Annotated in this window: 24 protein-coding genes; 19 read left to right on the forward strand and 5 right to left on the reverse strand. The window is 42.2% G+C overall.

What is annotated here, in order from left to right; genetic code table 11:
* Positions 1–8: 8 nt before the first annotated feature.
* Together EIZ39_RS00255 and EIZ39_RS00260 are read right to left on the reverse strand one after the other, a co-directional pair.
* Positions 9–677 (reverse strand): PilW family protein, encoded by a 669-nt coding sequence (locus EIZ39_RS00255; RefSeq protein WP_129196240.1) that lies wholly within the window; start codon positions 675–677, stop codon positions 9–11.
* A 3-nt stretch (positions 678–680) separates the two neighbouring features.
* Positions 681–1,064 (reverse strand): prepilin-type N-terminal cleavage/methylation domain-containing protein, encoded by a 384-nt coding sequence (locus EIZ39_RS00260; RefSeq protein ID WP_129196242.1) that lies wholly within the window; start codon positions 1,062–1,064, stop codon positions 681–683.
* Between the two features lie 166 nt (positions 1,065–1,230).
* On the opposite strand from EIZ39_RS00260, the gene EIZ39_RS00265 reads away from it, so the two are divergent.
* The 11 genes from EIZ39_RS00265 (at position 1,231) to EIZ39_RS00315 (ending at position 12,399) form a co-directional block, all read left to right on the forward strand.
* Positions 1,231–2,388, forward strand: a complete 1,158-nt coding sequence (locus tag EIZ39_RS00265; RefSeq protein WP_164984823.1) for a hypothetical protein — start codon at positions 1,231–1,233, stop codon at positions 2,386–2,388.
* Between the two features lie 120 nt (positions 2,389–2,508).
* Positions 2,509–3,240, forward strand: coding sequence for a PRC-barrel domain-containing protein (locus tag EIZ39_RS00270; protein WP_129196246.1), 732 nt, complete (start codon positions 2,509–2,511; stop codon positions 3,238–3,240).
* Between the two features lie 12 nt (positions 3,241–3,252).
* Positions 3,253–4,557: a VanW family protein gene (locus EIZ39_RS00275; RefSeq protein ID WP_129196248.1), complete on the forward strand. Its 1,305-nt coding sequence runs from the start codon at positions 3,253–3,255 to the stop codon at positions 4,555–4,557.
* Positions 4,558–4,559: 2 nt separating this feature from the next.
* Positions 4,560–6,221, forward strand: coding sequence for a GspE/PulE family protein (locus EIZ39_RS00280; RefSeq protein WP_129196250.1), 1,662 nt, complete (start codon positions 4,560–4,562; stop codon positions 6,219–6,221).
* Between the two features lie 11 nt (positions 6,222–6,232).
* On the forward strand, positions 6,233–7,273 hold the full coding sequence (locus EIZ39_RS00285) for a type IV pilus twitching motility protein PilT (protein WP_129196252.1): 1,041 nt from the start codon (positions 6,233–6,235) through the stop codon (positions 7,271–7,273).
* 2 nt (positions 7,274–7,275) lie between these two features.
* Positions 7,276–8,487, forward strand: coding sequence for a type II secretion system F family protein (locus tag EIZ39_RS00290; RefSeq protein WP_129196254.1), 1,212 nt, complete (start codon positions 7,276–7,278; stop codon positions 8,485–8,487).
* 125 nt (positions 8,488–8,612) lie between these two features.
* Positions 8,613–9,104 (forward strand): type II secretion system protein, encoded by a 492-nt coding sequence (locus EIZ39_RS00295; protein ID WP_129196256.1) that lies wholly within the window; start codon positions 8,613–8,615, stop codon positions 9,102–9,104.
* A gap of 428 nt (positions 9,105–9,532) precedes the next feature.
* A complete protein-coding gene (gene pilM, locus EIZ39_RS00300) occupies positions 9,533–10,534 on the forward strand; it encodes a type IV pilus biogenesis protein PilM (protein WP_129196258.1) in 1,002 nt (333 codons plus the stop codon).
* Positions 10,534–11,142, forward strand: a complete 609-nt coding sequence (locus tag EIZ39_RS00305) for a hypothetical protein (RefSeq protein ID WP_129196260.1) — start codon at positions 10,534–10,536, stop codon at positions 11,140–11,142. The genes pilM and EIZ39_RS00305 overlap by 1 nt, the downstream gene beginning before the upstream one ends.
* Complete coding sequence (locus tag EIZ39_RS00310) at positions 11,139–11,936, forward strand: hypothetical protein (RefSeq protein WP_129196262.1); 798 nt, start codon at positions 11,139–11,141, stop codon at positions 11,934–11,936. Before EIZ39_RS00305 ends, EIZ39_RS00310 begins: the two co-directional genes overlap by 4 nt.
* Positions 11,908–12,399, forward strand: a complete 492-nt coding sequence (locus EIZ39_RS00315) for a type II secretion system protein (RefSeq protein WP_129196264.1) — start codon at positions 11,908–11,910, stop codon at positions 12,397–12,399. Before EIZ39_RS00310 ends, EIZ39_RS00315 begins: the two co-directional genes overlap by 29 nt.
* A gap of 337 nt (positions 12,400–12,736) precedes the next feature.
* On the opposite strand, the gene EIZ39_RS00320 is transcribed toward EIZ39_RS00315, so the two are convergent.
* Both EIZ39_RS00320 and EIZ39_RS00325 read right to left on the reverse strand, forming a co-directional pair.
* Complete coding sequence (locus tag EIZ39_RS00320; protein ID WP_129196266.1) at positions 12,737–14,008, reverse strand: MFS transporter; 1,272 nt, start codon at positions 14,006–14,008, stop codon at positions 12,737–12,739.
* A gap of 137 nt (positions 14,009–14,145) precedes the next feature.
* Entirely contained in the window at positions 14,146–15,144 is a 999-nt protein-coding gene (locus tag EIZ39_RS00325) for an ABC transporter substrate-binding protein (RefSeq protein WP_129196268.1), read from the reverse strand.
* Positions 15,145–15,449: 305 nt separating this feature from the next.
* On the opposite strand from EIZ39_RS00325, the gene hemA reads away from it, so the two are divergent.
* The 8 genes from hemA to EIZ39_RS00365 all read left to right on the forward strand — a co-directional run bounded on the left by hemA (position 15,450) and on the right by EIZ39_RS00365 (position 24,290).
* Positions 15,450–16,817, forward strand: a complete 1,368-nt coding sequence (hemA, locus tag EIZ39_RS00330) for a glutamyl-tRNA reductase (protein ID WP_129196270.1) — start codon at positions 15,450–15,452, stop codon at positions 16,815–16,817.
* 37 nt (positions 16,818–16,854) lie between these two features.
* Entirely contained in the window at positions 16,855–17,658 is an 804-nt protein-coding gene (locus EIZ39_RS00335) for a cytochrome C assembly family protein (RefSeq protein WP_129197867.1), read from the forward strand.
* A gap of 23 nt (positions 17,659–17,681) precedes the next feature.
* A complete protein-coding gene (gene hemC, locus EIZ39_RS00340) occupies positions 17,682–18,611 on the forward strand; it encodes a hydroxymethylbilane synthase (RefSeq protein ID WP_129196272.1) in 930 nt (309 codons plus the stop codon).
* On the forward strand, positions 18,608–19,390 hold the full coding sequence (locus EIZ39_RS00345; protein ID WP_129196274.1) for a uroporphyrinogen-III synthase: 783 nt from the start codon (positions 18,608–18,610) through the stop codon (positions 19,388–19,390). Before hemC ends, EIZ39_RS00345 begins: the two co-directional genes overlap by 4 nt.
* Positions 19,391–19,406: 16 nt before the next feature.
* Complete coding sequence (hemB, locus tag EIZ39_RS00350) at positions 19,407–20,378, forward strand: porphobilinogen synthase (RefSeq protein WP_129196276.1); 972 nt, start codon at positions 19,407–19,409, stop codon at positions 20,376–20,378.
* A gap of 51 nt (positions 20,379–20,429) precedes the next feature.
* A complete protein-coding gene (gene hemL / locus EIZ39_RS00355) occupies positions 20,430–21,719 on the forward strand; it encodes a glutamate-1-semialdehyde 2,1-aminomutase (RefSeq protein WP_129196278.1) in 1,290 nt (429 codons plus the stop codon).
* A gap of 167 nt (positions 21,720–21,886) precedes the next feature.
* Positions 21,887–23,290, forward strand: a complete 1,404-nt coding sequence (locus tag EIZ39_RS00360; RefSeq protein WP_240675695.1) for a LysM peptidoglycan-binding domain-containing protein — start codon at positions 21,887–21,889, stop codon at positions 23,288–23,290.
* Between the two features lie 7 nt (positions 23,291–23,297).
* Complete coding sequence (locus EIZ39_RS00365; protein WP_129196282.1) at positions 23,298–24,290, forward strand: protein kinase family protein; 993 nt, start codon at positions 23,298–23,300, stop codon at positions 24,288–24,290.
* Between the two features lie 70 nt (positions 24,291–24,360).
* Here EIZ39_RS00365 and EIZ39_RS00370 read toward each other — a convergent pair whose 3' ends face one another.
* On the reverse strand, positions 24,361–24,540 hold the full coding sequence (locus EIZ39_RS00370; protein ID WP_205668498.1) for a hypothetical protein: 180 nt from the start codon (positions 24,538–24,540) through the stop codon (positions 24,361–24,363).
* Positions 24,541–24,672: the final 132 nt, after the last annotated feature.

A 24,672-nucleotide genomic window follows, 5' to 3' on the forward strand; every position in this document is an offset into this window, starting at 1 on the left:
GTTACCTCTCATTGACTATTACTTACAGGGAACTCTGTTTTGACGAATCGAATATACTCAAAAGGACCTTGGTTGTTTTTTACATATTCTTCAATTTCCTTTATGTCTTTAAAACTAGCTTGCTGTTGATTAACGATTATAGGGTCGCTGTTTTCGGCCGTCTTGGGAGCAATGATAAAATAAGTCGTTAGCAGCTGCTGTTCTTCGTCTAAAGAAAATAATCCATTCACCACATATGAACTCTTGTTGAAGTCAAAGTCTTCGAAGTGATAGGTATGTTTGGTAACCGTAGATCGAGGTGTTGAACTGCTGGGAACCTCAATCCTATAAGTGGCTAAGTCGGTGTGGTAAAGATTTTGCTTAGTCGAGTCAATCGTTAAATCACTAACCAATTTTCCGCTGTTAATTAGTTTAATCATATTGTTTTTATCATCTGACCTTGTCGTTTGCAGCTCGAAATAATTAGCGTATTGGATTTTTTTCATGACATCAGCTATGACAAAATCGAGTTCTTGACGAAGGTTCGTCTGTTTTACGGTTTGCTGGAACACCGTAAAACCTGATAAGTAGAAGCTTGAAAGCGGGATAATGAAAAGGAAAAGGATAACCGTAGCAGCAAGAAGCTCTATAAGTGTTACCCCGTTTTGGTTATTTACATTTTTTAGATATTTCTTCATAGACTAATCCTCAGCAAGGGTAATCGTAGATAATAGATTGGATGATATTCTTTCACTGCTTGAATAGATGTTAACCGTTATTAACTTAATAGGTGGATAATCCTGAAGGAATACTACAGGGTAGTAGTCTCTATTATTAATTTTTTGTTCTTTGCATGTAATAAGGTTTGGATCAAGTCCTGTGTTTACACATTCATTTCCAATTTTCCACTGTTCTGCTATCTGCCTAGCCAAATTAATCGCAACCACTTCGCTATCTTGTTTAGTAGAAATGGTGAAACTGTTGATAAAAAAGGCGCCAAATAATAGGAAGACAAAAGAAAAGAGCAATACGGCCACAAGGACCTCCAGTAATGTAAATCCAGAATTTTGTTTAATTCTCATCATTTATCCTGCCTTTTTAGTAAAACTTTAGTATGTGCTTTCTTTTATTAATAGGCACTTTGTATTACAATAAGGTAGTCAAAAATATTCGTATTTTAGAGGATAATGTAACTTGCTGTCGAAAGATTAAGAATACCATAGGATTGATGTCATAGATAGAGGTGGTTTTTTGGGAGATTATATAACTTTATTCCTAGGCGTTCTCATTCTAATTCCTATTTTATATGTTCTACCGGTGAGAATAAATAAAAAAATAAGGATGCAATTAGCTATAGCTTCTTTATTGCTTGCCGCCTTAGGAGTATTTATGCAGTCCTTGTTTATGTGGTGGCAGACAAGTTTAATTCTCTTATTGTTGGCTGGACTATTTGCGTATTTTATTGGGAAGAGAAATCGTGAAGGACAAGAAGAATTTATCCTTGCTAGCAATGAAGGGAGCGGGGGCGGTTTTTATGATGAACAAGGTGAAACCATTAGGGTAGATCAGGACCCGATGGGATTACAATTAGGTAGCGACTCTTCCGAGATGACTGCACAAAGCAAATTGGAGGAAACTTTGGAATTTGATGAGTTCCTCCCTGAGGAAAAACAAATTGATGTACCGGAAGTGACTCAGGTAGCAATGAAGGAAGAGGGAACCCAGACCAAGGATATCCCATCAAATCCATTCGTTGAAAACGAGGCTCAATACATTGAAGAACTCATGAATGAAAATTCTACTCGTTCGAGTCTACTGATCCTGGAAACTGAAGAAGAGCCTTTTGAACAGCCATTGAACACGAAAGAAAGGCTAGAGGCATTCGAAGTCTTGGAGGAGTGGAATAAGATAGATTTGGATGATGACGAAGGTGTAGAGGTAGAAGGAGAAAAGATCTCTGAAGTTCAAGGGGAAGAGGAGCTTGAGGATGGTGAATTAGAACTGGGAGTAGAAGCTGAAGTTTCTTTGGTATTATCGGAGGAGCACGATCCTATTGAAAGTATAGAAAATAATAAGGATACGGAAGAAGCTACTCCGGTCAAGGAGATACCTGGTGATCCTCGTCTTAGAAGCCAGATTCTGAACAGCATGCTGGAACAACTAACTAAGGCTGAAGAGATGATGGAAGAGGAAGCGTTTGAAGCTTTTGCTAAGGCTCATCTTGTTTCATCCCTTCCGGACTTAGATTATTATGTGTTTGCTTCCGTTCTGCGCAACTTTTACATCCAAACGAAGAACTACCGTAAATTGCATTTGTTACTGATTAGTTTACAAGAGCGTTATCAAGGGTATGAAGCGTTGAATCAAGAGATCGAGTACTTTTTAGAAGAGATAAATAACAAATATTGATAACTGAACTTTTATTGTTATTGTTTTTATTCACTAGTAAAATAGATGGAAACTAACAAATTTCCAGGGAAATGAACAGATATCGACAAAATTAATCGAGTTGGGTGTGGTGAATTTATAATGAAGAAGAGCAGTGAAATCGTATCTCTTCCAGTGATTAGTATTGTGGATGGGAATGAAGTGGGAACCGTTAAATCTTTAATTGTTAACCCTGGTCAGAAATCCATTGACTTCCTTACGCTTCAACATGAGGATTGGCAAATTAATGCTAAGGCTATTCCTTTTAAGAAGGTAATTGGAATTGGGGAATTTGCCGTTACGGTTGAAAGTGCTGGAGATATTATTGACCTTACACATATCCCGGTAACGAGCGAACTCGTTACTAAGCAGATTAAAATTATTGGGACAAAGGTCATGACTCGTAAAGGGCAATTGCTTGGAGAGGTTATAGAGTTTAATGTAGATGAGGAAACCGGCCAGATTGCAAGTGTAGTAGTCCATATGCAAGGCGAGGATAAGGCATTGCCTGCACAGTATGTCATCACATTAGGAAAAGAACTCATGGTTGTACATGAAGATGTCATGAGCAAATTATCTGATGCAATTGAGGGGGACAAAGAGGCTAATGATCTGTACTCGGAGAATTCCGAAAAAGAAGAACGACCTACGATTGACCCGCTAAAAATGAAGCAAATCGAAATTCTTGAAGGAAAAGAAGTAATCAAGGACATTTATGATGCCCAAGGTTCATTGCTCATTCCGGAGAATACGGTGTTGACGATAGACCAAATAGAGAAGGCTCAGCAATCAGGGCCGTCTGTACTTGTAGAATTATCTATGAATGTGCGATAAGGTGAGGATGTTATGCAACCTGTATCTGACAGAGCCATTCATCAATCCAAGCTGTTTGTGACTCTTGTGCTGGCGACTCTTTTTCTTTTTAGTTTTCAATCGATTGCTATGAAGGTGTACGATCATTTCTTAGGTGAACCCAAATTCGCTGCAGGTGCTGCTATTGGTCCGGTGCCTGTAGAAGGGTTAACCCGCGAAATGGCGGTTGAAAAGCTTGGTTTAGCCGTGGAAACTTGGAGAAGCCAGGACACGATTCGAGTGAGGCTGGAAAAGAAGGAGAAAGTCCTAAGTTCCACTGCTTTTAGCATTGATGTCCTTTCAAGTGTTCAGTCAGCCCAGCTGAATGGGGTTTCCCCTTTAATTGTGTCTTTAGAACAAGAAGATATTAATTTTATGCTAAGTAGTCTAGCAGATGCTTCTTTTATTCAAGAAGTAGACCGGAATGAACTTGATAACGTACTCTTAGGTTACGCTACGAAATTAGAAACACAAAATATTTTACTTGATCTCAAGGATTTTCATACAAGAAAGTCCGCTCCTGTCGTTGAGACTATTGCCGAACTTACAGTGCAAACGCAAAGGGAAGATTCCCAACTCATTCAATGGATTCCGAAACTGACTCAAATAACGATTCCAGCAGAAAGTACAGTTTCACTATTAACCATTTTGCAGGAACATCATATTGATCCGCTTCCTTCCGTTGCCCTTGATACCATTGCTAGCGCTATCTATCAAGCGATATTGCCTACTAATTTTGAGGTGCTGGAGCGAAACATCAGTAGGGAGCTGCCACCCTATATTAAACTAGGATACGAAGCGAAAGTGATACCAGGAAAGTATGATCTAGTATTTCATAACCCTAATCCTTCTGATTATAAGTTTGGATTAACCTATCGTTCTGGGGAGCTGCGCTTGGTTATTTCCGGATTGCCTCTTCCAAACGACTATACAATTTTGCTTGAAGAAGAACGATCGTTTCAACCAAAGACGGTCATACATTATAATAGCCAGCTTGGAGATACAGAGAAGAATGTAAAGGTTGAGGGTCAGGCTGGAAAATATGTGAAGGTTTACCGCAAACCAGCTTCCACGGATAAGATCTTAGTCGCTGAGGATTTTTACCCGCCTATTCACAGAGTAGAAGAGCGCAATGTATCGGAGCAGCTCTCAGTCCTCCAAGAGGATGGTTTAACCTCAATGGTGGAAAAAGAGAGATCTCTTGAACCGAGCATAGGGAACTCTGAAGAGCCAGACGAGGTAGAAGAGTATAACGATCATCACGTAATTAGATTAAACTCTTATGATAAGGAGTTTTAGCAATGAAGCAGACCCGTAAAAGGCTTGGCGATTTATTAATTGAAGCCGAACTCATAACGGAAGAACAACTTCAAAAAGCCTTGAAGGATAAGAGTCCCACGCAACGATTAGGTGATGCTTTACTACAGCAAGGATTAATTACCGAGCAACAGCTGATAGAGGTCTTAGAGTTTCAGCTTGGAATTCCTCATGTGACCCTTTTTCGATATCCTATCGATGCATCTCTTACACATTTAGTATCAAAGGATTTTGTTAAGAGAAATTTGTTAATGCCTCTTAAAAGAGAGGGCGATAAGTTGTTTGTAGCTATGGCCGATCCTATGGACTACTTTGCTATCGATGATTTAAGGTTAACTACTGGATTTCAGATTGAACCTGCCATTGCTGCTAAGGACGAGATCCTAAAGGCTATTAACAAATACTATCAAATGGATGCTACGATGGAAGAATTCATGGTAGATCTTCCTACAAAGATAGTAGGAGAAGAGCAACGTGTAACGGAAGAAGATTCTCCTATAGTCAAATTGGTCAACCAGATTCTGTTAAGTGCGGTGCAGCACAAAGCCAGTGACATTCATTTTGACCCACATGAAACGAAGCTCGTGATCCGGTTTCGAATGGATGGTGAACTACATACGGAGAGAACCTTGCCGAAGCATATGCAAAGTGTTCTTACTGCAAGAATTAAGATTATGGCTAATCTTAATATTACGGAACAACGGATACCGCAGGATGGTAGAATTAAAATTAACTTGGAATTTCATCCTATAGATCTTCGCGTCTCGACTCTCCCCACGGTTTATGGGGAGAAAATTGTTTTGCGAGTTCTTGACTTAGGAAGCTCTTTAAATGATCTTGATAAACTAGGGTTTAATAAGCTTCACCTGGAGCGTTACCAAGATTTAATCAAACGTCCGAATGGGATCATCCTCATAACAGGCCCTACAGGCTCGGGGAAGTCGGCAACGCTTTATGCCACTCTGAATCGGCTGAATACCGATAGCGTTAATATCATTACGATTGAGGATCCAGTGGAATACCAGTTGGAGGGAGTCAATCAGCTTCAAGTAAATGCAAATGTGGGTATGACCTTTGCTAAGGGGTTGCGGGCTATCCTTCGACAAGATCCAAACATTATTATGGTCGGGGAGATCAGGGATACAGAGACAGCTGAAATTGCTATTCGTGCTGCACTCACAGGGCATTTGGTTTTAAGCACCCTTCATACCAATGATGCGATTGGAACGATTACTCGTCTTGTCGATATGGGAATAGAGCCTTTTCTTGTAGCCTCTTCTGTTTCTGGTATTGTGTCTCAACGATTAATTCGTAAGGTTTGTCGAGATTGTCGGCAGGTTCGTCCTCCTTCAGAGCGTGAAAAAGACATCTTTGCCAAGCGAGGGTTGACGATAGATCGCATTGCCTATGGCAAAGGATGCGGAACATGTAACGATACCGGTTTTAAGGGACGTATTGCTATTCATGAGATCCTCATCTTAGATGATGAGGTTCGAAAGATGATTATGAATGAAAAGCCGATCACGACCATTCGAGATTATGCCATACGAAATGGGATGGTCTTTCTTTTGGATGACGGATTGCTGAAAGTCAAGCAAGGCCTTACCACAACCGAAGAGATTCTTCGTGTTGCAATCCAGGATTAGCAGGTGGTGTGATGAAGGAACAACTTGAGAAACTATTGCAGATGGTCATCCAGCATAAAGCTTCAGACTTGCATTTAACGGTCGGCATGCCACCCGTCCTTCGCCAGCATGGGATACTTAAAGCTTACGGAAAACACTCTTTAAGTCATGATGACACGGAGTCGATGGCTAAAGTAATGATTCCGGATGAACGCTGGGGATATTTTCTGGAAAAGGGTGAAATCGATTTATCCTACAATCTGTTGGATGGCAGCCGTTTTAGGGTCAATATATTTCGCCAGCGATCCGCAGTTAGCTTAGCTATTCGTGCGATTCCGTATTCCATTCCCACGCTAGAAGACTTATGTATGCCTGAAGTCTTGAAGGGGATCGCTGCGAAGCCGCAAGGGTTGGTCCTGGTGACAGGACCAACAGGAAGCGGAAAATCAACTACTCTTGCTTCTGTGTTAGATTTTATCAATCAGAATATGAGAAAGCACATTATTACCCTGGAAGATCCGATTGAATATCTACACCGTCATAAAAACTGCCTGATTGACCAAAGAGAAATTGGCACAGATACCCAGAGTTTTGCCAATGGACTTCGCGCAGCACTAAGACAGGATCCGGATGTCATTCTCGTAGGAGAGATGAGAGATCTTGAGACCATCTCTACTGCTATTACGGCAGCAGAAACAGGCCACTTGGTCTTGGCGACGCTTCATACAACAGATGCACCTTCTACTATTGACCGAATTATAGACGTGTTTCCCGCTGCCCAACAGCCACAAGTGCGCTTTCAGTTAGCTTCCGTGCTGGTATCAATCATATCTCAACGCCTTTTCCCTACTGTGGATCGGCAGGGACGTAGAGTAGCAACCGAAGTATTGATAAACAATTCAGCTGTCGCGAATTTAATTCGAAATGAAAAAATCCACCAGATTCCAAGCATTATGCAGACTAGTAGAGCTCTTGGAATGCATACGCTAGAAATGTCTATTGGGGAGCTATTACATCACCGGATTATATCAAGGGAAGCAGCTGAACCCTATCTTAAGGACGGGAGTCTATAGCTATGACTCAATTTGTCTATGAAGGACGAGACCGCACAGGGAAGCAAAGAAAAGGAAAAATTACCAGTAACAGCCGAAGAGAGGCCATGCTAAAATTAAGGGAGCAAGGGATTGCTGTTCTCAACATGAAGGAACAGGAAGTGAGTTTTCTTCAGCAGGATATTACCATAGGAAGCCCTGTTAAGTTTAAAGACTATGTCATCTTTCTTCGCCAGTACTCAACCCTCTTGCAATCCGGCGTTACCGTAGTGGATGCAACGAAAGTTCTAGCAGAGCAGTCAGAATCCAAAGCTTTAAGATCAGCTCTTCAAGGAATAGAAGAGGATCTGCGCTCGGGTAAACCTTTGTCTGAAGCTGCATCTAAGCATCCCAAAATTTTTCCTCCCATGTTTATTAACATGGTACAGGCTGGAGAGGTAGCGGGGAGTATTGACGAAACATTGGATCGCTTGGCTACATACTTCGAAAAACAACATCGAACGAAGCAAAAAGTGGTCTCGGCACTAACCTATCCCATTGTAGTAGGATTGATTGCTGGGGGAGTGGTCATGTTCCTTCTGACTTCTGTAGTACCAACCTTCGCCAACATGTTTTCTGGCTTCGGAGCAGAGCTTCCTGCTATTACCAAGCTCGTCTTACACCTAAGTGCTCGAATGAAGGAAATCTGGTGGATGGTTATTCTTGGTCTTATTCTTCTTTATGTGACGTTCATGATAATTAAAAGAATGGCTGGGATTAAGTTTTACGTTGATTACTTTTCTCTACGGCTGCCTTTGTTCGGCAAGCTGCTGCAGAAAGCCCTGATTGCCCGCATGGCTCGAACCTTAAGCAGTCTATTTGCAAGCTCAGTTCCTATCCTTCAAGCGATCACGATTGTGGAGAAGGTGTTGGACAATGAAGTCATGACGAAGGTACTAAGCTCTTCCCGCACATCATTGGAGACGGGTAGACCTTTAACAGAGCCGATGAAGCAGCATTGGGTATTTCCGCCATTAGTCACGCAGATGATTGCCATAGGCGAGCAGACGGGATCGTTAGATGTCATGCTGGGGAAAGTGGCAGATTTCTATGAAGCTGAAGTAGAAAGTGCAACAGATCAACTGAAGTCGTTGATTGAACCGCTTATGATCGTTTTACTGGCAGGAATCGTAGGGACTATCGTTTCGGCCATCTTGGTTCCCATGTTCCAGATCTTCAACGAGATTAAATTGTAGTTGACTTGAAGATTGGCAGGTTGAATTGTCACAAAACTTTAGAAAAACTTTACTTTTCTTCTAATGTAGAATATGTAATCATAGGTATTAAGTATTATAAAATAGTCCTTTGGGGGGAGAAACTAATGTTAAAAAAGTTTTTGCGTAATGAGAGGGGTCTAACTCTAATCGAGTTACTAGCGGTTGTAGTAATTCTGGGGATTATTGCTGCGATTGCGGTGCCGAGTATTGGAAGAATTATTGACAATACTAAGAAAGACGCACACATTGCAAATGCTCAACAAATGGTCTCTGCAGTAAAGTTATATATGGCTGCAAGCAATGACAAGGGGCCGGATATAACTTTAACCAAATTAAAAAGTCAGGGATATCTAACTGATATCAAAGATCCAAGTAATTCTGCAGGTTTATATGATGCCGATAGTACTAAGGTAAATGTAACTAAATCAGCCCAAGGAAATTATGATTATAAAGTAACTCTTATATCTAAAACTGGTACTGGTACTGAAGCTATTACTACTACTTATATAAATAACGTAAATATTTCCACTGTGCAACGCTCTGATGTATCACTACCAGGTGAGCCAGCAGCACCAGCAGCACCAGGTGGAAGTTAAACATGATGTAATAGTAATCAGTCTCTTTGCTCTCATTTTATGCGGGCAAAGAGATCTTTTTATAAAAGAAAAAAATTTTACTTAAACAAATTCCTAAAACATTAAGTAGAATGCGAGATTATAACTATCTATGACAAATCTGTGTCTTCGATAGCAATACTCTGTAAACCTCTCCTCTTGTTTTCTCCATATATAATACATTAAGCATTCAGGAACAGTGGGATTTACTGTGTCAAAGTCTAGAAGACACTGCTCTAATTATATAAAGGGATGGGTACATGATGTAATTACATTCGTTTCATTATTTGTGTTATATGTATTTTACCTAGTAGTTTAAGTGGTAATCGATATTTTTTCTTTTCTAAAATAAAGCAATTTTGTTGTGCTTTATTTTCATCCTTGCTTTTCCCTGATAGGAGTGTTCCACTATGCTACCAAAACTCAATCTTCAACTAGGTAACAAAAAAAGAATAAATCTAGTCATCAAAGATCACGTCATCCGATACCTAGACTCACGACACCCAGATCTTAAAGCCGTTCGTGCTTTTGGTGAGCATTACCTCCCAGACGGGTTAATTCGCGAGGGTAAGATAGTAGAAATGCCGGCATTAGTGGACAAGCTCCAAGGGTGTGTGGATGAATGGGGGATTAAGCGAAGAGATGTTCAATTCCTTGTACCTGATTCTTTCATTGTTGTAAGAAAGCTGCAAATTCCGTCGGATATCCAATCAGATGAAGTGAAGGGTTATTTTTTCATGGAGCTTGGCTCGAGTATCCATCTACCTTTTGATAATCCGATTTTTGATACGGTGATTCTTGGAGAGAAAAATGGTAAGAAGGACGTTCTTCTCTTTGCAACTCCTGAAAATATTGTGAAAGACTACTCAGATCTGTTAGAGCAGGTGAAGCTACATCCGGTTGTGGCAGACATTTCCCCTTTAGCTATATATCGTCTTTACTATCAATTGGGTTTGGTCCAACAAGAAGAACACGCATTATGTATCCAATTCGATGTCCAAACCGTTAACATCAGCATCTTTCACGATCACAAGATTTTGTTCATGAGGCATCTTCGCATGGATGTAGATTGGGCTGGCTGGAAGGTGGAGAAAGATGCTTTAGGCGTTGATAACCTGAAGTGGGCAGGTGATATCGATTATATCCATAATGAACTATTGGCGATGATTGCGGAGATCGAGCGTGTGATGAGTTTTTATCGCTTCTCTATGAATCAGGGAAAAAGTCAAATTACCAGGATTCTCTTAAATGGAGACCATCCTTTACTCGAATGGATAGAAGATCAGATACTAGCGCGCATGGATGTACCTACTAGTTCCTTAAAGGATGAGAAAATTACGACCTTAAAAGGTGAGCACATCCTGCCTCAACATCATCTGACTCTTGGGCTCTCCTTAAAAGAGGTGAAGTAATGCTTATCGATATTAATCTACTTCCTCAGAAAGAGAAGAAAAGCTTTTCCTATGTTCTTTCCCTATTAGTGGCTATCCTTATACTCTTGGCTGTGGGAGGTTGGGTCTACTTGCAGCATAGCCAATTGAAGCGGGAGTTGCAAGTGTCTCAACAACAACTGGAACTGGCGAGAAACTTAAGAGTGATTCAGGAGCAGAAGACGTCTCAGGAAGCGGTGCCCTCCTCATCTCTATTACTAGAGGAGAAGGTCAAGTGGTTGGGAGCTATACCGATTTCTACGGTAAATATCCTTAATCATCTCGTGCAGCTTCTTCCAGAGAGAGGATTTTTCTTGCAATATCAGTACTCAGCAGAGGGTGAACTATCCATCACTGTCCAATTTGATACATTACGTGAAGTATCAGGTTATGTTTCTGAGCTGCGCGCCTCTAAGAATTTAGAGAGTGTTGAGATCTCTAACATCGCGACTTCTCCTGTAACTTTACCGTCATACTTAGAAGGTGATCAAGAAGCAAGTAAACAATACATGCCTCGATATATAGCTCAGTTTAGGCTGAAGCTTAACCAAGAAGCTGACCTCACGGAGAAGGGGGAAGATGCTCCATGAGTTTTCGAGAGAGAATGAAACCTTTCTTAAGTATAGTAGGTATTCTTTTAGCTATTCTGTTGGTATTTAGTGGACTGAATATCTACCTGCTCAAACCATTGAAACAAGATGTTTTTAATGTGAAAAATGAATTGTCCAACGAAGAAAAGCTGATTGAAATCCTTTCTGCAAAACAGCAAAAGAGCCACACCCTGGATCAGAAGGATACAGTTGCTTTACAGAAGAAACTGCCTGTTCAACCTTTGGTTGATCAATTCCTGCTTGATCTGGAAAAAGCAGAAGTGTTCTCAGACAGTTTAATTATTAGCTACGGAATTAGTGAAGGTGAAGCGGAGTTTAAGGTTCCAACCTCACCGGAGCTTGAGAATCCCTTAGATCAACCTCAGACACAAGCTTCTCAGCCACAGGAAAACAAAGAATCCGCTTTATCGACGATTACGGGATCGACAGATGATTCCTTGCCGCAAGGCATAAAGAAATTGACTTTTACTCTTACGGTTAGTTCTCCTGACTACGAAAAAATGATCGAGTTTCTGGATAGGATTGAAAAGCAAAGCCGAATAACGGTAATCGACTCGTTAAGCTTCTCAGGGAAACCGGAAAGTCCTACTGTGATTCATGAGTCCAACCAGGAACTGCAGTATTCAGTTCAATTATCTACGTTTTATATCCCTGAATGGATGGAGCTTGCAAAGGACCTTCCTGAGGTTGATTACAAGGATCCACACGGAAAAATGAACCCATTGTATACAGAAGAGGTACCGGATGAATCGAATAGCACTGAGAAAGAATGAGCAAGGGGTTACACTGATTGAGCTTTTAGCAGTTATGGTGATTCTCGGTATTCTAGTTGCGATTGCAGTTCCAGTGATTAGTACAACGATTCAGGAGATGAGAACGAGAGCTTTTATCTCAAATGCGATCCAAATGCGAGAATCAGCGCTGATGGACTTGAAGGTGCGATTAATGGCTCTAAATGAAACGGGGGAGCACAAGGTTACTTATGAACAATTAATTGCAGATGGATATATCGCGGCCTTCCTCGATCCTGATACAGGTCAGTTGTTGCGTGAGGACGAGGTGTTAGAAAAGGACAGATCTTACGTTGTGTTTAAGCGAGAAGAAGGTGGGGATATTTCCGCCTATGTTTATCTTAAGGGATTTGAACGACAAATCGGAACCCCAACAGTTCCCATCGCTGTTAGTTCACTGACCAAAGATCATGTTTTGCCAATTTCTATGTCTACTAACAATTAAGCAGAGTTCTAAGCCCCACTGATATTTAGGTAAGTAACATTATTAATGACTTCTAATGTTGATCCACATATGGGATATTGCTTTTGAAATGTTTCGGACAACTGATGCCTTATTCTTGAATAACCGCTTCTTCTTAATGTCTATCGGACAATGGATCCCTTATTTGGGAGAAGTTGTCCTTTTCTAACTCATTTTTGGCTAAATAACGTACTCCATTTCCGTCAAGACCTCAAATACTAAGCTTTTTAAGGAAATAACGCACCCCACGTCCGTATCACCCCACAACCTCGCAACCTGTCACGACATTCCAATTTCCCCCAACCGCACAGACTCATCCTCACACCTTTATCTTCCTCATATACGCCCACGTAATCAACTGCGCCAAACTTACTGCCAATAACAAGCCGCTAAGCACCAGCGCATCTTCTCTCCATGTCACGAGAGCAATAAACAGCCCTAAGGATAAGAGCCTTCCTATATTAAGCCCGGTCTCGCGGATAATGATATATTCCACTTTCCATTGGGCGGTTTCTTTGCTTCTTCCAATGGAGTCAAATACGATGGATACAGCAGGGATGTAAAACAAAGGGCTAAACAAGCTGATTCCTATCCCCATGATTAGCAGGGTGGTATAGTTTACCTCATAAAATAGAGGGAGCACGGAAACGGACATTAATAAGGTTCCCCAGAACAAAGATGTACTCCGCCATTTAGGCTTAATAAACTTCCCTATTAAATAGAAGGAAAAGAAAGCTACCCCTGACGTGATAAAGGTATAGACGCCAACTTTCCATTCGTTGCTTGTAGCTATGAAGACGAGAATTCCAATGAGAAAGTTAAAGACGGATTCAGTGATTCCTTGTCCAATCATGGCATTTAGGATTCGTTTCCATGTTTTACTCTTCTTATATACTCTATAAGTGTTAGCTAAGGAAAATTCACCGCCAGATTTACGCCTCTTAAAGAAAAAGCTTAGAATAACTCCACATACGTAAATACCTAAAGACACAGCAAAAATCGTATAATAGCCCTTCATTCCGGTCATTTTGGCAATGAGATAGCCTGCTCCAAGAGGAGCGACCATACCAACGAAAGAGCCAAAAACACCTGCTAATCCGTTGAACTTATCCCGATTTACTTTGTTGGTAATCTCAAACAGTACAATATTAAAGGCAAACCAGAAGAAACCGTGCCCAATCCCTTGGACAAAACCAAGCGGAAAGATAAAGGATACGGCTTTTTTTCCAAGTAATAATACCCCGAGGTAAAAGGCAGAGGACACGGCAATCCCTGTCCGTAAACAAGACATTTTATTGTACACCTTAACCCACTTGCCAGACAGCATGAAGGTAATTTGCATTCCGATGAAGAAAGATATGTTATACCATCCAATCAAACTGTAATCGTTTTTTTCTTTCCATAGATACACATTCACAAAGGTGCCAGATAAGGCTTCTGCTAATAGAAAGAGGGTATAGACGAGGAGCAGCAATCTTCCTTGTGAGCCAATTTCACTATCGCCGAGCTTTTTTTCTTCTTCCGTCGCTTCCTTTATGTTCACTCCCCAGTGGTAGAACAACCCGTGCTTGGACTTACCGGTCATACTCATACTTTTCTCCCCTGTCCACCTTGTGTTTAAGTATGATGTCTATTGAGTGTAGGTTGTCCAGGCAAACGGAAAAATATGAGGGACTAAGGACAGGCGGCCCTCCTCTCTTCAAGCTGAAGTCAAGAGGGCCCTCCCGATTATTCCATTGCTTTCTTAGCGAACTCTGTATTTACAATATCATGGTAATCCACTCTTTGCTTGAGCTCACCTGCATTCTCCATAACCGCTTCAAGGTTATTGTATTCTTCTTCATCGAGAATCGGATCTGTGGCCCAAGAACCTTGAGATTTATAGCGTTCTAACACCTTAAGAAGAGTTTCGCGGTTCATCTCAGAGAAATGTGGGGAAATGGCATCAGCGATTTCTTCAATAGAGTGACTCGCTACCCATTGCTGTGCTTTATAAACGGCATTGGTGAATTTCTGAACGACTTCAGGGTTTTCGTCAATAAAGCTTTGTCTAGTGATATAGACCGTATAAGGGAGCTTCCCGCTATCTGCACCGAAGGAGGCAACAACATGGCCTTTTCCTTCTAATTCAAGTGTAGAGGCAATAGGTTCAAATAACTGAACGAAGTCCCCTGTTCCTGAAGCAAAAGCACTTCCGAGATTGGCGAAATCAATGTTTTGGATGATTTCTACATCCTTGAAGGGAGCGACGCCGTTCTGTACTTGCACAAACTCACTGACCATTTGTGGCATTCCGCCTTTACGCTGGCCGATGAGTGTCTTGCCTTTCAGCAAATCCCATGTGAAGTTATTGATGGGATCTCGGGAAACAAGGAAAGAGCCATCGGTTTGCGTCAGCTGAGCGAAGTTGATAGCGGGGTCGGTTGCTCCTTGATTCTTTACGTAAATCGTAGCTTCCGTCCCCATTAAGATGATTTCGGCATTGCCGCTTAACAGGGCTGTCATGGCTTTGTCTCCGCCATTGGCATTCGTTAATTCCACTTCAAGACCTTCCTCTTCAAAAAAACCTTGAGTAAGGGCAACGTATTGAGGTGTGTAAAAGATGGAGTGGGTGACTTCAAACAAGCGAATCTTTTGTGGCTGAGAAGAGCCACCACCGCATGCAGTGAGTGCAGCAAGAGAGAGAATAAGCGTTACAATCGCTAGATAGCGAAGCCAGTGTTTCATTTCTTTCTACCTCCTTGTTATATTGGGCTTCGGTCTATCTTATGAGGAAATTTGTAAAGTGTGAAAAAAATATTGGGCTTGGAATCTCTTAAGAGCTTGACTTTTAATGTTTTATCAACTAAGGTCACAAAGATATCACAAATTGTCAAACCATGTAGAGAGAATTCGTGTTATAATGGTCAGCGTAGAGTAAAAGGGACTTAAATTAGTCTTTCGTGATGAGCATTGTGATCTTTTTCACGTCTAGTTATCCTGATATAGGTTAAACTATAAAATATAATTTATAAAGAGATGGGGTGATTCAAGTGCACATCCTAGTAATCGGACTTAATTATAAGACGGCTCCTGTAGAGATTCGTGAACGCTTCGCATTCAAAGAAGATGAGAAAGATAGAGCGATCAGAATGCTACGGGGAACGAAGGATATTCAGGAATGCGTGATGGTAGGAACCTGTAACCGTACTGAGATTTATGCGGTTGTAGATCAGTTGCATACAGGACGTCACTATGTGAAGGGCTTCCTCTCTGAGTGGTTCGGAATTGCAAGGGAAGATTTCGCTGACTATTTATATATAAAAGAAGACGACGAAGCGGTTCGTCATCTATTCCGTGTGGTTTGCGGCTTGGATTCGATGGTGTTAGGAGAAACTCAAATCTTAGGGCAAGTTCGAACTGCTTTCCTGCAGAGTCAAGAGTGCAAAGCTACAGGTACGGTTTTTAATACTCTATTTAAACAGGCGGTTACGCTAGCGAAGCGCGCTCATTCAGAGACGGATATTGGGAAGAATGCAGTCTCTGTAAGTTATGCAGCGGTGGAGTTAGGCAAGAAGATCTTTGGCTATTTCGAAAAGAAGACGGTAGTTATACTTGGAGCAGGGAAGATGGGCGAATTGACCGGGAAGCATCTTCATGCCAATGGAGTTAATAAAGTAATTGTCGTTAACCGTACGATTGAGCGAGCTAAAGGCCTTGCAGATAAGTTTAACGGAGAGGCCTGTACGTTTAATGAGCTTTCATCCGCTCTTATTCAGGCAGATATTGTGATTAGCTCTACGGGAGCAGAAGGATACGTCGTAACTAAGCGTGATATCCAGGCTATTTCGCGCAAGCGAAATCACCGACCGCTCTTTATGATCGACATCGCAGTTCCAAGAGATTTAGATCCTGCGATTAATGATTTGGATGATGTGTATCTATATGATATCGATGATCTAGAAAGCATCGTCGAGGCTAATCGTCAAGAGCGAGCTCGTGAGGCTGAGAAGATTGGATATATGATTGGAGAAGAAATCGTAGCGTTTAAATCTTGGCTTAATACCCTTGGGACAGTTCCTGTAATTAGCGCACTTCGTGAGAAGTCTCTTAAGATTCAGGAAGAAGCTATGCGTCAAATTGAGAACAAACTGCCTGATCTGACAGAGAAGGAGCTTCGCATCATTCGAAAATATTCCAAGACCATTGTCAATCAGATGCTGCATGATCCTTTGGTAAGAATGAAAGAGATGGCTGCTCAATCTAAGGGCGATGAAGCCTTAGACTTATTTGTTAAGATTTTTGCTCTTGAAGAGGAATTAGAACAGCAGAGTCGAATCAAACAGTTAAGAGCAGAAAAAGAGACAGCAGATGTACGCTTACCGACTCTCCATGTCAGCGAGGCAGTAGTCCGCTCCTAAAGAAGGGAGTCATGATCCTTTGACAATCCAAAGCTGGATGTATGATGTAACCATTTATATCTATGCCCTCAGCGTTTTAATGTATTTTTCAGATTTCATTCAGAGCAACCGGAAGGTCAATCAGAGGGCCTTCTGGTTGCTTGCGATTGTATGGGTATTGCAATCCATCTTCTTTGTTTCACAGATGTTGACGAAGGACTACTTTCCAATCCTTACCCTTTTCGAGACTCTCTTTTTTTATTCCTGGATCATGGTAAGCCTTTCCTTAACGATCAATTATTTTTTCAAGATGGATTTTTTGGTATTCTTTACGAATATTATTGGATTTGCCGTAATGGCTGTAACCTTATTTGCCAACCCGGCGGCTACCCCTGCGCTGTCTAAACAGTTGATCTCTGAGCTCTTATTTATTCATATTAGTTTGGCTTTCTTTAGTTATGGAGCTTTTTCGGTTTCGTTTATCTTATCAATCATGTATCTCGTCCAGAATAAGATGCTAAAGCAGAAGAAATGGACACCCTTGTTTAGAAGGTTGCCAAGTCTGGGCCAATTAGATTTATATGCTTACCGATTAGCTATGGTCGGGGTTCCGACTCTTTTGTTAGCTGTCATACTTGGGGTAATCTGGGCACATGTAGTTGGACAACCGCTCTGGTTTGACCCGAAAGTGCTTATGTCCCTGCTTGTGATAGGGATATACAGCATATATTTGTATCGTAGAATTACATATGACTGGCAAGGCAGGAAACTGGCAATCCTCAATGTGGTAGCATTCTGCATGATTTTAATTAATTATTTTGTTTCTGGTTCCCTCTCTTCCTTTCATCAATGGTTGAGATAGTTCGAGTAGATGGAGGTCTTTAAATGAGAAAAATTATCGTTGGATCTAGACAAAGCGCTTTGGCACTTACCCAGACCAAATGGGTGATTCGACAATTAGAAGCCCTAGGTCTTCCTTTTGAATTTGAAATTAAGAAGATCGTGACCAAGGGAGATCAGATCGTAGACGTAACCCTTTCCAAAGTAGGTGGAAAAGGGTTGTTTGTTAAGGAGATTGAACAGGCGTTATTAGACGGCGATATTGATATGGCCGTACATAGTATGAAAGATATGCCTGCTCTATTACCAGAGGGGTTGACGATTGGAGCTGTTCCGGCGCGAGTCGATGTCCGCGATGTGCTTATCAGTAAAGACGGCAAAACATTGGATGAACTACCTCACGGAGCGACTGTTGGAACGAGTAGCTTGCGTAGAAGTGCTCAACTCTTAGCACACCGTGGGGATTTGAATATTAAATGGATACGCGGGAATATCGATACGAGAATTAGAAAGCTTAACGAAGAAGATTATGATGCCATTGTACTAGCTGCGGCTGGGTTGGAGAGAATGGAATGGAAAGGGAAAGTAACGCAGTTTCTACCCGTAGAGATTAGTCTGCCTGCTGTGGGTCAAGGAGCTTTAAGTATTGAGTGCCGAGAGTCAGATACAGAGTTACTCGAACTCCTTGCGAAGTTTAATCATCATGAGACTGAACAAGCTGTGAGAGCGGAACGAGCCTTCCTGAATACATTAGAAGGAGGCTGCCAGGTGCCTATTGGCGCCTACGCCCAAATAACAGAAGAAGGACAATGTGCTCTTACGGGACTTGTAGCCGATCCGGGTGGAAGAACGGTACTGAAGGACTCTATTAAAGGAGATAATCCGGAAGAAATCGGACGAGCCTTAGGGAAATACCTCATTGAAAAGGGAGCATCTGAGATCTTAGATAAGGTTCGTAAGGAAAATCATATATGATACACAGGGGTAAACCACTTCAAGGAAAAACGGTCCTGGTTACCCGATCAAGGGCACAGGCTAGTGAACTGTCTTTGAAGATTGAGCAGGTTGGAGGAAAGGTAATAGAACTTCCTGTCATTAAGTTTACTCCCCCGGAAGACCCTAGGCCCCTAGAACAGGCCATTAGGAATATGAATCAGTATGATTGGATCCTTCTTACTAGCACCAACGGAGTACAATTCTTCGGTGAAAAGTTAAAGGAATATCATTTACAATACAGCCATATTGAGGCGAAAATTGGCGTAGTGGGTCCCCGAACGGCTGAAGTGTTGAAGGAATGGGGACGCGATCCTGATGTGGTAGCAGAGGATTATAAAGCGGAAGGGCTTATTCTTGCTTTAGAAGAAATCCTTCAACCGGGCGACCATGTATTATTTCCGCGCGCCAATATCGCTCGGCCCCTTATTCCTCAAGAGCTTTCTCGAAGAGGGATAAACGTAACCGAAGTCGATGCTTACGAAACGGTCATGAGTGCGGAAGGGGCACAGGAAGTGATTCACCACTTGAAGGAAAAGCGGATTGACATCATTACCTTCACAAGTTCATCTACAGTCAGGAATTTTTGTGAGGTCCTCCGCCTAGAAGCCAGGGACCCATTGCTGGTAGGGGTGAAATTAGCCTGCATTGGTCCGATTACAGCTAGAACGGCTCAAGAATTAGGTTTAACGGTTGATATTATAGCGCAAGAGTATACCATAGATGGACTAGTTCAAGCACTAACCCACTTGGTTGAGTAGAGGAGGAGGAGTACCCATGTTGTTTGATCGTCACCGTCGTCTTCGCACGAGTGCAGCAATGCGCTCTATGATTCGGGAGACTCATTTGCAGGCCAGTGATTTCATTTATCCTCTTTTTATTGTAGAAGGGGAAGGCAAGAAGGTAGAGATTCCTTCTATGCCTGGAGTATATCATTTTAGTTTAGATTTATTGAAAGAAGAGATTGAGGAGATCGTTTCTCTTGGGATTCAATCGGTTATCCTTTTTGGTGTACCACAACATAAGGACGAAGTAGGAACGGAAGCTTATAATGAGTGCGGTATTGTGCAGCAAGCGATTCGTAAGGTAAAGGAATGGGCACCGGGATTAGTTGTTATTGCGGATACTTGCCTATGCCAATACACGGATCATGGGCATTGCGGTGTGATTCGAGATGGGGTAGTGGATAACGACCCAAGTTTAGAATTACTAGTCAAGACCGCGATCTCCCAAGCTAAGGCAGGAGCGGATATTATTGCCCCATCCAATATGATGGATGGTTTTGTAGCTGCGATACGTGCTGGTCTTGATGAGTCCGGCTTTGCTCACATTCCGATTATGTCATATGCGGTAAAATATTCCTCTTCTTTTTATGGACCATTCCGCGATGCTGCCCACTCTACACCGCAATTTGGGGATCGCAAAACCTATCAGATGGACCCTGCTAATATGCGGGAAGCTATAAGAGAGGCTGCCTCTGATGTACAAGAGGGTGCAGATTTCCTAATGGTTAAACCAGCGATGGCGTATATGGATATTATTCGTGTTGTTCGTGATCACTTTGATCTACCGGTTGTCGCTTATAATGTGAGTGGCGAATATTCCATGGTTAAGGCTGCAGCAGCTAATGGATGGATTGATGAGAAGGCTGTTACTTTAGAGTTATTAATAGGCTTTAAACGAGCAGGGGCAGATCTAATCCTAACCTATTCAGCCAAGGATGCCGTTCGTTGGCTTCGTGAGAACTAACATTATATTATGGAGGAGGGGACTCCCCCTTTCTAATCTGGAGGTGTTATCATGCAAAAGAAACATGATCGGTCTCAAACTCTATTTGAGGAAGCAAAAAAATACATACCAGGTGGTGTAAACAGCCCAGTTAGAGCTTTTCGTTCTGTGGGAATGTCGCCCCTATATATGGACTATGGAAAAGGGTCCAAGGTTTACGATGTAGATGGAAATGAGTACATAGATTATGTGGGTTCTTGGGGACCTCTGATTTTAGGCCATGCCCACCCTGAGGTAGTAGAAGCGATTAAGACCATTACAGAAAAGGGAACGAGTTTCGGAGCTCCTACCCAATTGGAAACCGAAATGGCTAAGCTCGTTTCGGAGATTGTTCCTTCGATTGAAGTCGTTAGAATGGTGAACTCTGGAACAGAAGCCACCATGAGTGCACTCCGCTTGGCTAGGGGATATACGAAGCGGAATAAAATTATGAAGTTTGAAGGCTGTTATCATGGACATGCAGATAGTCTATTAATAAAAGCGGGTTCTGGTGTTGCTACGCTTGCTTTACCTGATAGTCCGGGTGTGCCAAGTGAGGTGGCAGGGCATACCATTACCGTACCATACAATGACTTAGATAGTGTAAAGCTAGCTTTTGAGAAGCATGGAGAGGATCTGGCGGCCGTTATTGTAGAACCAGTTGCTGGAAATATGGGGGTTGTACCGCCGGTTCCAGGTTTCTTGGAAGGACTTCGCGAGATAACGGAGCAATACGGTACCCTCCTCATCTTTGATGAGGTGATGACGGGGTTCCGCGTGGATTACCATTGTGCTCAAGGAAAGTTTGGAATTAAGCCAGATCTTACGACACTTGGTAAGGTCATTGGAGGAGGGCTGCCTGTTGGTGCCTATGGCGGCCGAAGAGAAATCATGGAGCAAATTGCGCCAGCGGGTCCGATCTATCAAGCCGGTACTCTTTCAGGTAATCCATTAGCGATGACAGCCGGTTATACCACGTTGAAGGAGCTCGGTAAGCCAGGTGTGTTTGAGGAATTAGAACGCAAATCAGCTAGACTTGAGGCAGGGATTCGAGCGAATTGCGAGCAACTAGGTATTCCTCATTACATTACACGAGCAGGTTCAATGGTTTGCTTATTCTTTACGGATGAACAGGTTGTGAACTATGATGTGGCAAAGACAAGTGATTTAGAGCGATTTGCAAAATACTTCCGTAATATGGTGGAGGAAGGAGTCTCCATTCCACCTTCCCAATTTGAGGGTATGTTTGTTTCTGCCGCTCATTCGGATGATGATATTGAATTTACGATCGAGGCTAATCGCAAGTCTCTGGAAAGATTATAGTAGCTGCAGATAGTTTGAAAATCCTCTCGAAGGTTTGTTTAGAACCAACGAGGGGATTTTTTTATTTTCTACAAGATGGGAGAACTTTTTCTTCTAGTTCTATCTCTTGCAGAAGGACAATATATTTTAGGAGAGGGTGACATACGGGAAGGGGGAAATATGTGAACATGGAAAGGCATGGACTGGGTTCTTATCAAATTGATATTAAAGAAGTCGTTCAACTCTCACATGAGCAATTGCCAATAGAGGAAATTGAGGAATTGGAGATTGTTCCCCAAATTGTTATAGAAGAAAATGGGAATGAGATTGAAATTACAGGAGCATTAATTCTTTATGGGGACTATAAAGGAAATCAGGAAGCTGGAAAGTTAGACCCAGCGGATGAATTGCCGGAGTCCTATGAGGAATCTGTACAATTTGAACCCTTGTCTGCGGAAAGAGGGCCATTCTCTCCTCTAGCTAGACAAGATCGGTTTGAATATCGCATACCCGTCAAGATCTCTATGCCGCGTAATAAGGTGGATGATGTAGATGATGTATATGCCTACATTAACTCCTTTGATTATGATCTGAAAACTCCTTATCAGATTGAGGTCGCTGCTAGCTTAATGATTAGCGGCTTTTCGGAAAAGGAAGAATTGAACACACCTTTTGAATTCGTACATTCAGCAGGCGATCAATCCGGACAGGGGTTCGAATTTCCTGATTCCTTCGCAGATCGTCTCGAAGCCATTCAGCAGAATCTTCAATCCCTGGAAAATGATGATTATCAATTACCAACGTACTTTGAGGCGGGTCCAGATATGGTGCAGCAGACATCCGGACCTAGTGAAGAAGGGTCCCGAGCTGAGGCCGCGCCAGCCCCCCCACCACAGCCTGCACCACAACCGGCACCGCAGCCTACGCCAGCACCTGAAGCTGTTGCACCCGAGGTAGAGGTCGCACCGCCAGAAGTAGAGGCCGTAATGCCTGAGGTAGAAGCGGTTCCACCAGAAGTAGAGGCCGTTGTCCCTGATGTAGAGGAGGTTGTGCCAAAAGGGAAGAAAGAGGCTGCACCTGAAGTCATAGAACCGGCTCAGAAAGGAAAAGGAGATATCCTGCCAAGGGAAGAACAATCTACAGAGCAAGAATGGGATAATGTCGTTCCCATGCCTAATCTTGCCTCTATTGAACCTGAAATAGAGGAAAAAGAAGAAGATGTGAGGGTAGCCATTACGAATAAGGGAACAAAGAAAGATCAAGAACCGGTTTCTTCCCTGTCTTCTATCTTTGCTAAGATTCCGAGGCGAGAAGATAGAAAAGAAGAGGAGAAGGAAGTAAGACCTTCTGAAGAAGCGAAAGCTGCAGCGGATCAAGAAGGGGATAATGATGCTCTGTATCTAACCAATTTTATGGATAACCAGTCTGAACAGTTTACGAAGCTAAGAATATGCATCCTTCAAAAGAACGAGACAATAGAAGAGATTGCAGAGAGATACGATTTAACCGTTGACTCTATCTTACGTGCCAACTCAGCCTCACGAAACCAAGTGGCAGCTGGGCAATTGTTATACATTCCCGTAAAGGGGTGAATATACGTTGAAGGTCTCCTTGGAACAACTGAAAAGAATGCTTGCCACCTACAAACTGAAGGTACTTCGCGCCCAGCCGATCGATGATGGCTATGTGGTTGAGACGAATAAAGGTAAAAGGGTTGTTTCCGTGTGGCAGAATGCTGAACTTTTAAAATGGTCCAACGGATGGCGGGAACAGCTTTTCACCCAGGGGTATGGCGCAGTTGAGAGATTCTTGTCTAATGGAAACAACAAAAAATATATTCGTTTTCAAGGAAAGTATTTCGTCTTAACTGAAGCCCTAGATGGGCGTGTGCCTGATCCTTTAGAGGAACAAGACTGCCTGAAAACAGGTGAGATTTTTGCTGATTATCACCGAGCGATCGACCGAATTGACCACGGGGCATCGCAAGCTAAATCATCAGCTTTTGATGAAAATTTCTTTAGTGATGGGAGCACGACGATCAAGCAGGTCATGCAGAGGATAGAACAAAAGCATGAACCGTCGCTAGTCGATGAGGTGATCTATTCGAATCTTCCTTTACTGTATAAACGATTTCGTAGGGCATCCCAGCTTTGGGATGGAGTAAAGGAAGCTGTCGCGTATTTCCCCTTGTCACTTGAGAAATTTAAGCTTGATCAAATTATTCATACTGAGAATGGATGGCAAATCCGTGGCGGATATAATCAGGGATTAGCTCCTATTCATGAAGATACGGTGTGTTTAATTAGACATTTATATCAGCGAAGTGACTGGAATCTATCGATGGTTACAAGTTTTTTAGACGGTTATGAACGCAAGAGAGAACTATCGGATAATGAGCTTGTTTATATCTTGGTTCAATTGGCGTTGCCATCGGGTGTTTGGGAGCAATTTAATCATTATCTGACTACCAATGAATTAAATGAAGAGCAGATCCATCAACTAGCTGAAGCCATTCGTATACAAAGGTATTGGGATGAACTTGCACTGCAAGTGGGTCGATACATTGATCAACGACGAAAGGCAACTGCGTAATGAACAAAGAGGATTCTAATGTGAGGGAGATACCGACCTCGCGTAAAGAATCCTCTTTTTTTTCTTTTTCCTAAAACCAATCAAACTCAACGCCGACATACAGAAGGACAATTAAGATTAACAAGATGACATCAAAGGTTGTAGGTAAAAGAAGTGTCCGAACTAATTGGAAGATCCCTAGAGGCAAAGCGAGCTGCCCGATTCCTGCTCGGATCTTCAGATAAGTGGGATTGTATCTTAACCTATTCATGCTATCCATCCTTTCTAGCTCTGCTGTAATTATGTTATGTAGACGATAGTCTATGTGTTCGACAAGACCTCACTTCACAAATCGTTTTCATTGTCATCACAATTTCTCCACATTTCATGAATTGACTGCTCC

The sequence above is a fragment of the Ammoniphilus sp. CFH 90114 genome (genome assembly GCF_004123195.1).
In the GTDB taxonomy this organism is placed as follows: Bacteria; Bacillota; Bacilli; order Aneurinibacillales; family RAOX-1; genus YIM-78166.

Excerpts from the sequence above, each read along its gene's own strand:
- EIZ39_RS00370 (WP_205668498.1), bottom strand. The coding sequence starts at position 24,540 with ATGAATAGGTTAAGATACAATCCCACTTATCTGAAGATCCGAGCAGGA.
- EIZ39_RS00320 (WP_129196266.1), bottom strand. The coding sequence starts at position 14,008 with ATGAGTATGACCGGTAAGTCCAAGCACGGGTTGTTCTACCACTGGGGA.
- EIZ39_RS00325 (WP_129196268.1), bottom strand. The coding sequence starts at position 15,144 with ATGAAACACTGGCTTCGCTATCTAGCGATTGTAACGCTTATTCTCTCT.
- EIZ39_RS00305 (WP_129196260.1), top strand. The coding sequence starts at position 10,534 with ATGCTTATCGATATTAATCTACTTCCTCAGAAAGAGAAGAAAAGCTTT.
- EIZ39_RS00360 (WP_240675695.1), top strand. The coding sequence starts at position 21,887 with ATGGAAAGGCATGGACTGGGTTCTTATCAAATTGATATTAAAGAAGTC.
- hemC (WP_129196272.1), top strand. The coding sequence starts at position 17,682 with ATGAGAAAAATTATCGTTGGATCTAGACAAAGCGCTTTGGCACTTACC.
- EIZ39_RS00255 (WP_129196240.1), bottom strand. The coding sequence starts at position 677 with ATGAAGAAATATCTAAAAAATGTAAATAACCAAAACGGGGTAACACTT.
- EIZ39_RS00270 (WP_129196246.1), top strand. The coding sequence starts at position 2,509 with ATGAAGAAGAGCAGTGAAATCGTATCTCTTCCAGTGATTAGTATTGTG.
- EIZ39_RS00295 (WP_129196256.1), top strand. The coding sequence starts at position 8,613 with ATGTTAAAAAAGTTTTTGCGTAATGAGAGGGGTCTAACTCTAATCGAG.
- EIZ39_RS00335 (WP_129197867.1), top strand. The coding sequence starts at position 16,855 with ATGTATGATGTAACCATTTATATCTATGCCCTCAGCGTTTTAATGTAT.
- EIZ39_RS00290 (WP_129196254.1), top strand. The coding sequence starts at position 7,276 with ATGACTCAATTTGTCTATGAAGGACGAGACCGCACAGGGAAGCAAAGA.
- EIZ39_RS00310 (WP_129196262.1), top strand. The coding sequence starts at position 11,139 with ATGAGTTTTCGAGAGAGAATGAAACCTTTCTTAAGTATAGTAGGTATT.
- hemB (WP_129196276.1), top strand. The coding sequence starts at position 19,407 with ATGTTGTTTGATCGTCACCGTCGTCTTCGCACGAGTGCAGCAATGCGC.
- pilM (WP_129196258.1), top strand. The coding sequence starts at position 9,533 with ATGCTACCAAAACTCAATCTTCAACTAGGTAACAAAAAAAGAATAAAT.
- EIZ39_RS00260 (WP_129196242.1), bottom strand. The coding sequence starts at position 1,064 with ATGATGAGAATTAAACAAAATTCTGGATTTACATTACTGGAGGTCCTT.
- EIZ39_RS00275 (WP_129196248.1), top strand. The coding sequence starts at position 3,253 with ATGCAACCTGTATCTGACAGAGCCATTCATCAATCCAAGCTGTTTGTG.
- EIZ39_RS00280 (WP_129196250.1), top strand. The coding sequence starts at position 4,560 with ATGAAGCAGACCCGTAAAAGGCTTGGCGATTTATTAATTGAAGCCGAA.
- EIZ39_RS00315 (WP_129196264.1), top strand. The coding sequence starts at position 11,908 with ATGAATCGAATAGCACTGAGAAAGAATGAGCAAGGGGTTACACTGATT.
- EIZ39_RS00345 (WP_129196274.1), top strand. The coding sequence starts at position 18,608 with ATGATACACAGGGGTAAACCACTTCAAGGAAAAACGGTCCTGGTTACC.
- hemL (WP_129196278.1), top strand. The coding sequence starts at position 20,430 with ATGCAAAAGAAACATGATCGGTCTCAAACTCTATTTGAGGAAGCAAAA.
- EIZ39_RS00285 (WP_129196252.1), top strand. The coding sequence starts at position 6,233 with ATGAAGGAACAACTTGAGAAACTATTGCAGATGGTCATCCAGCATAAA.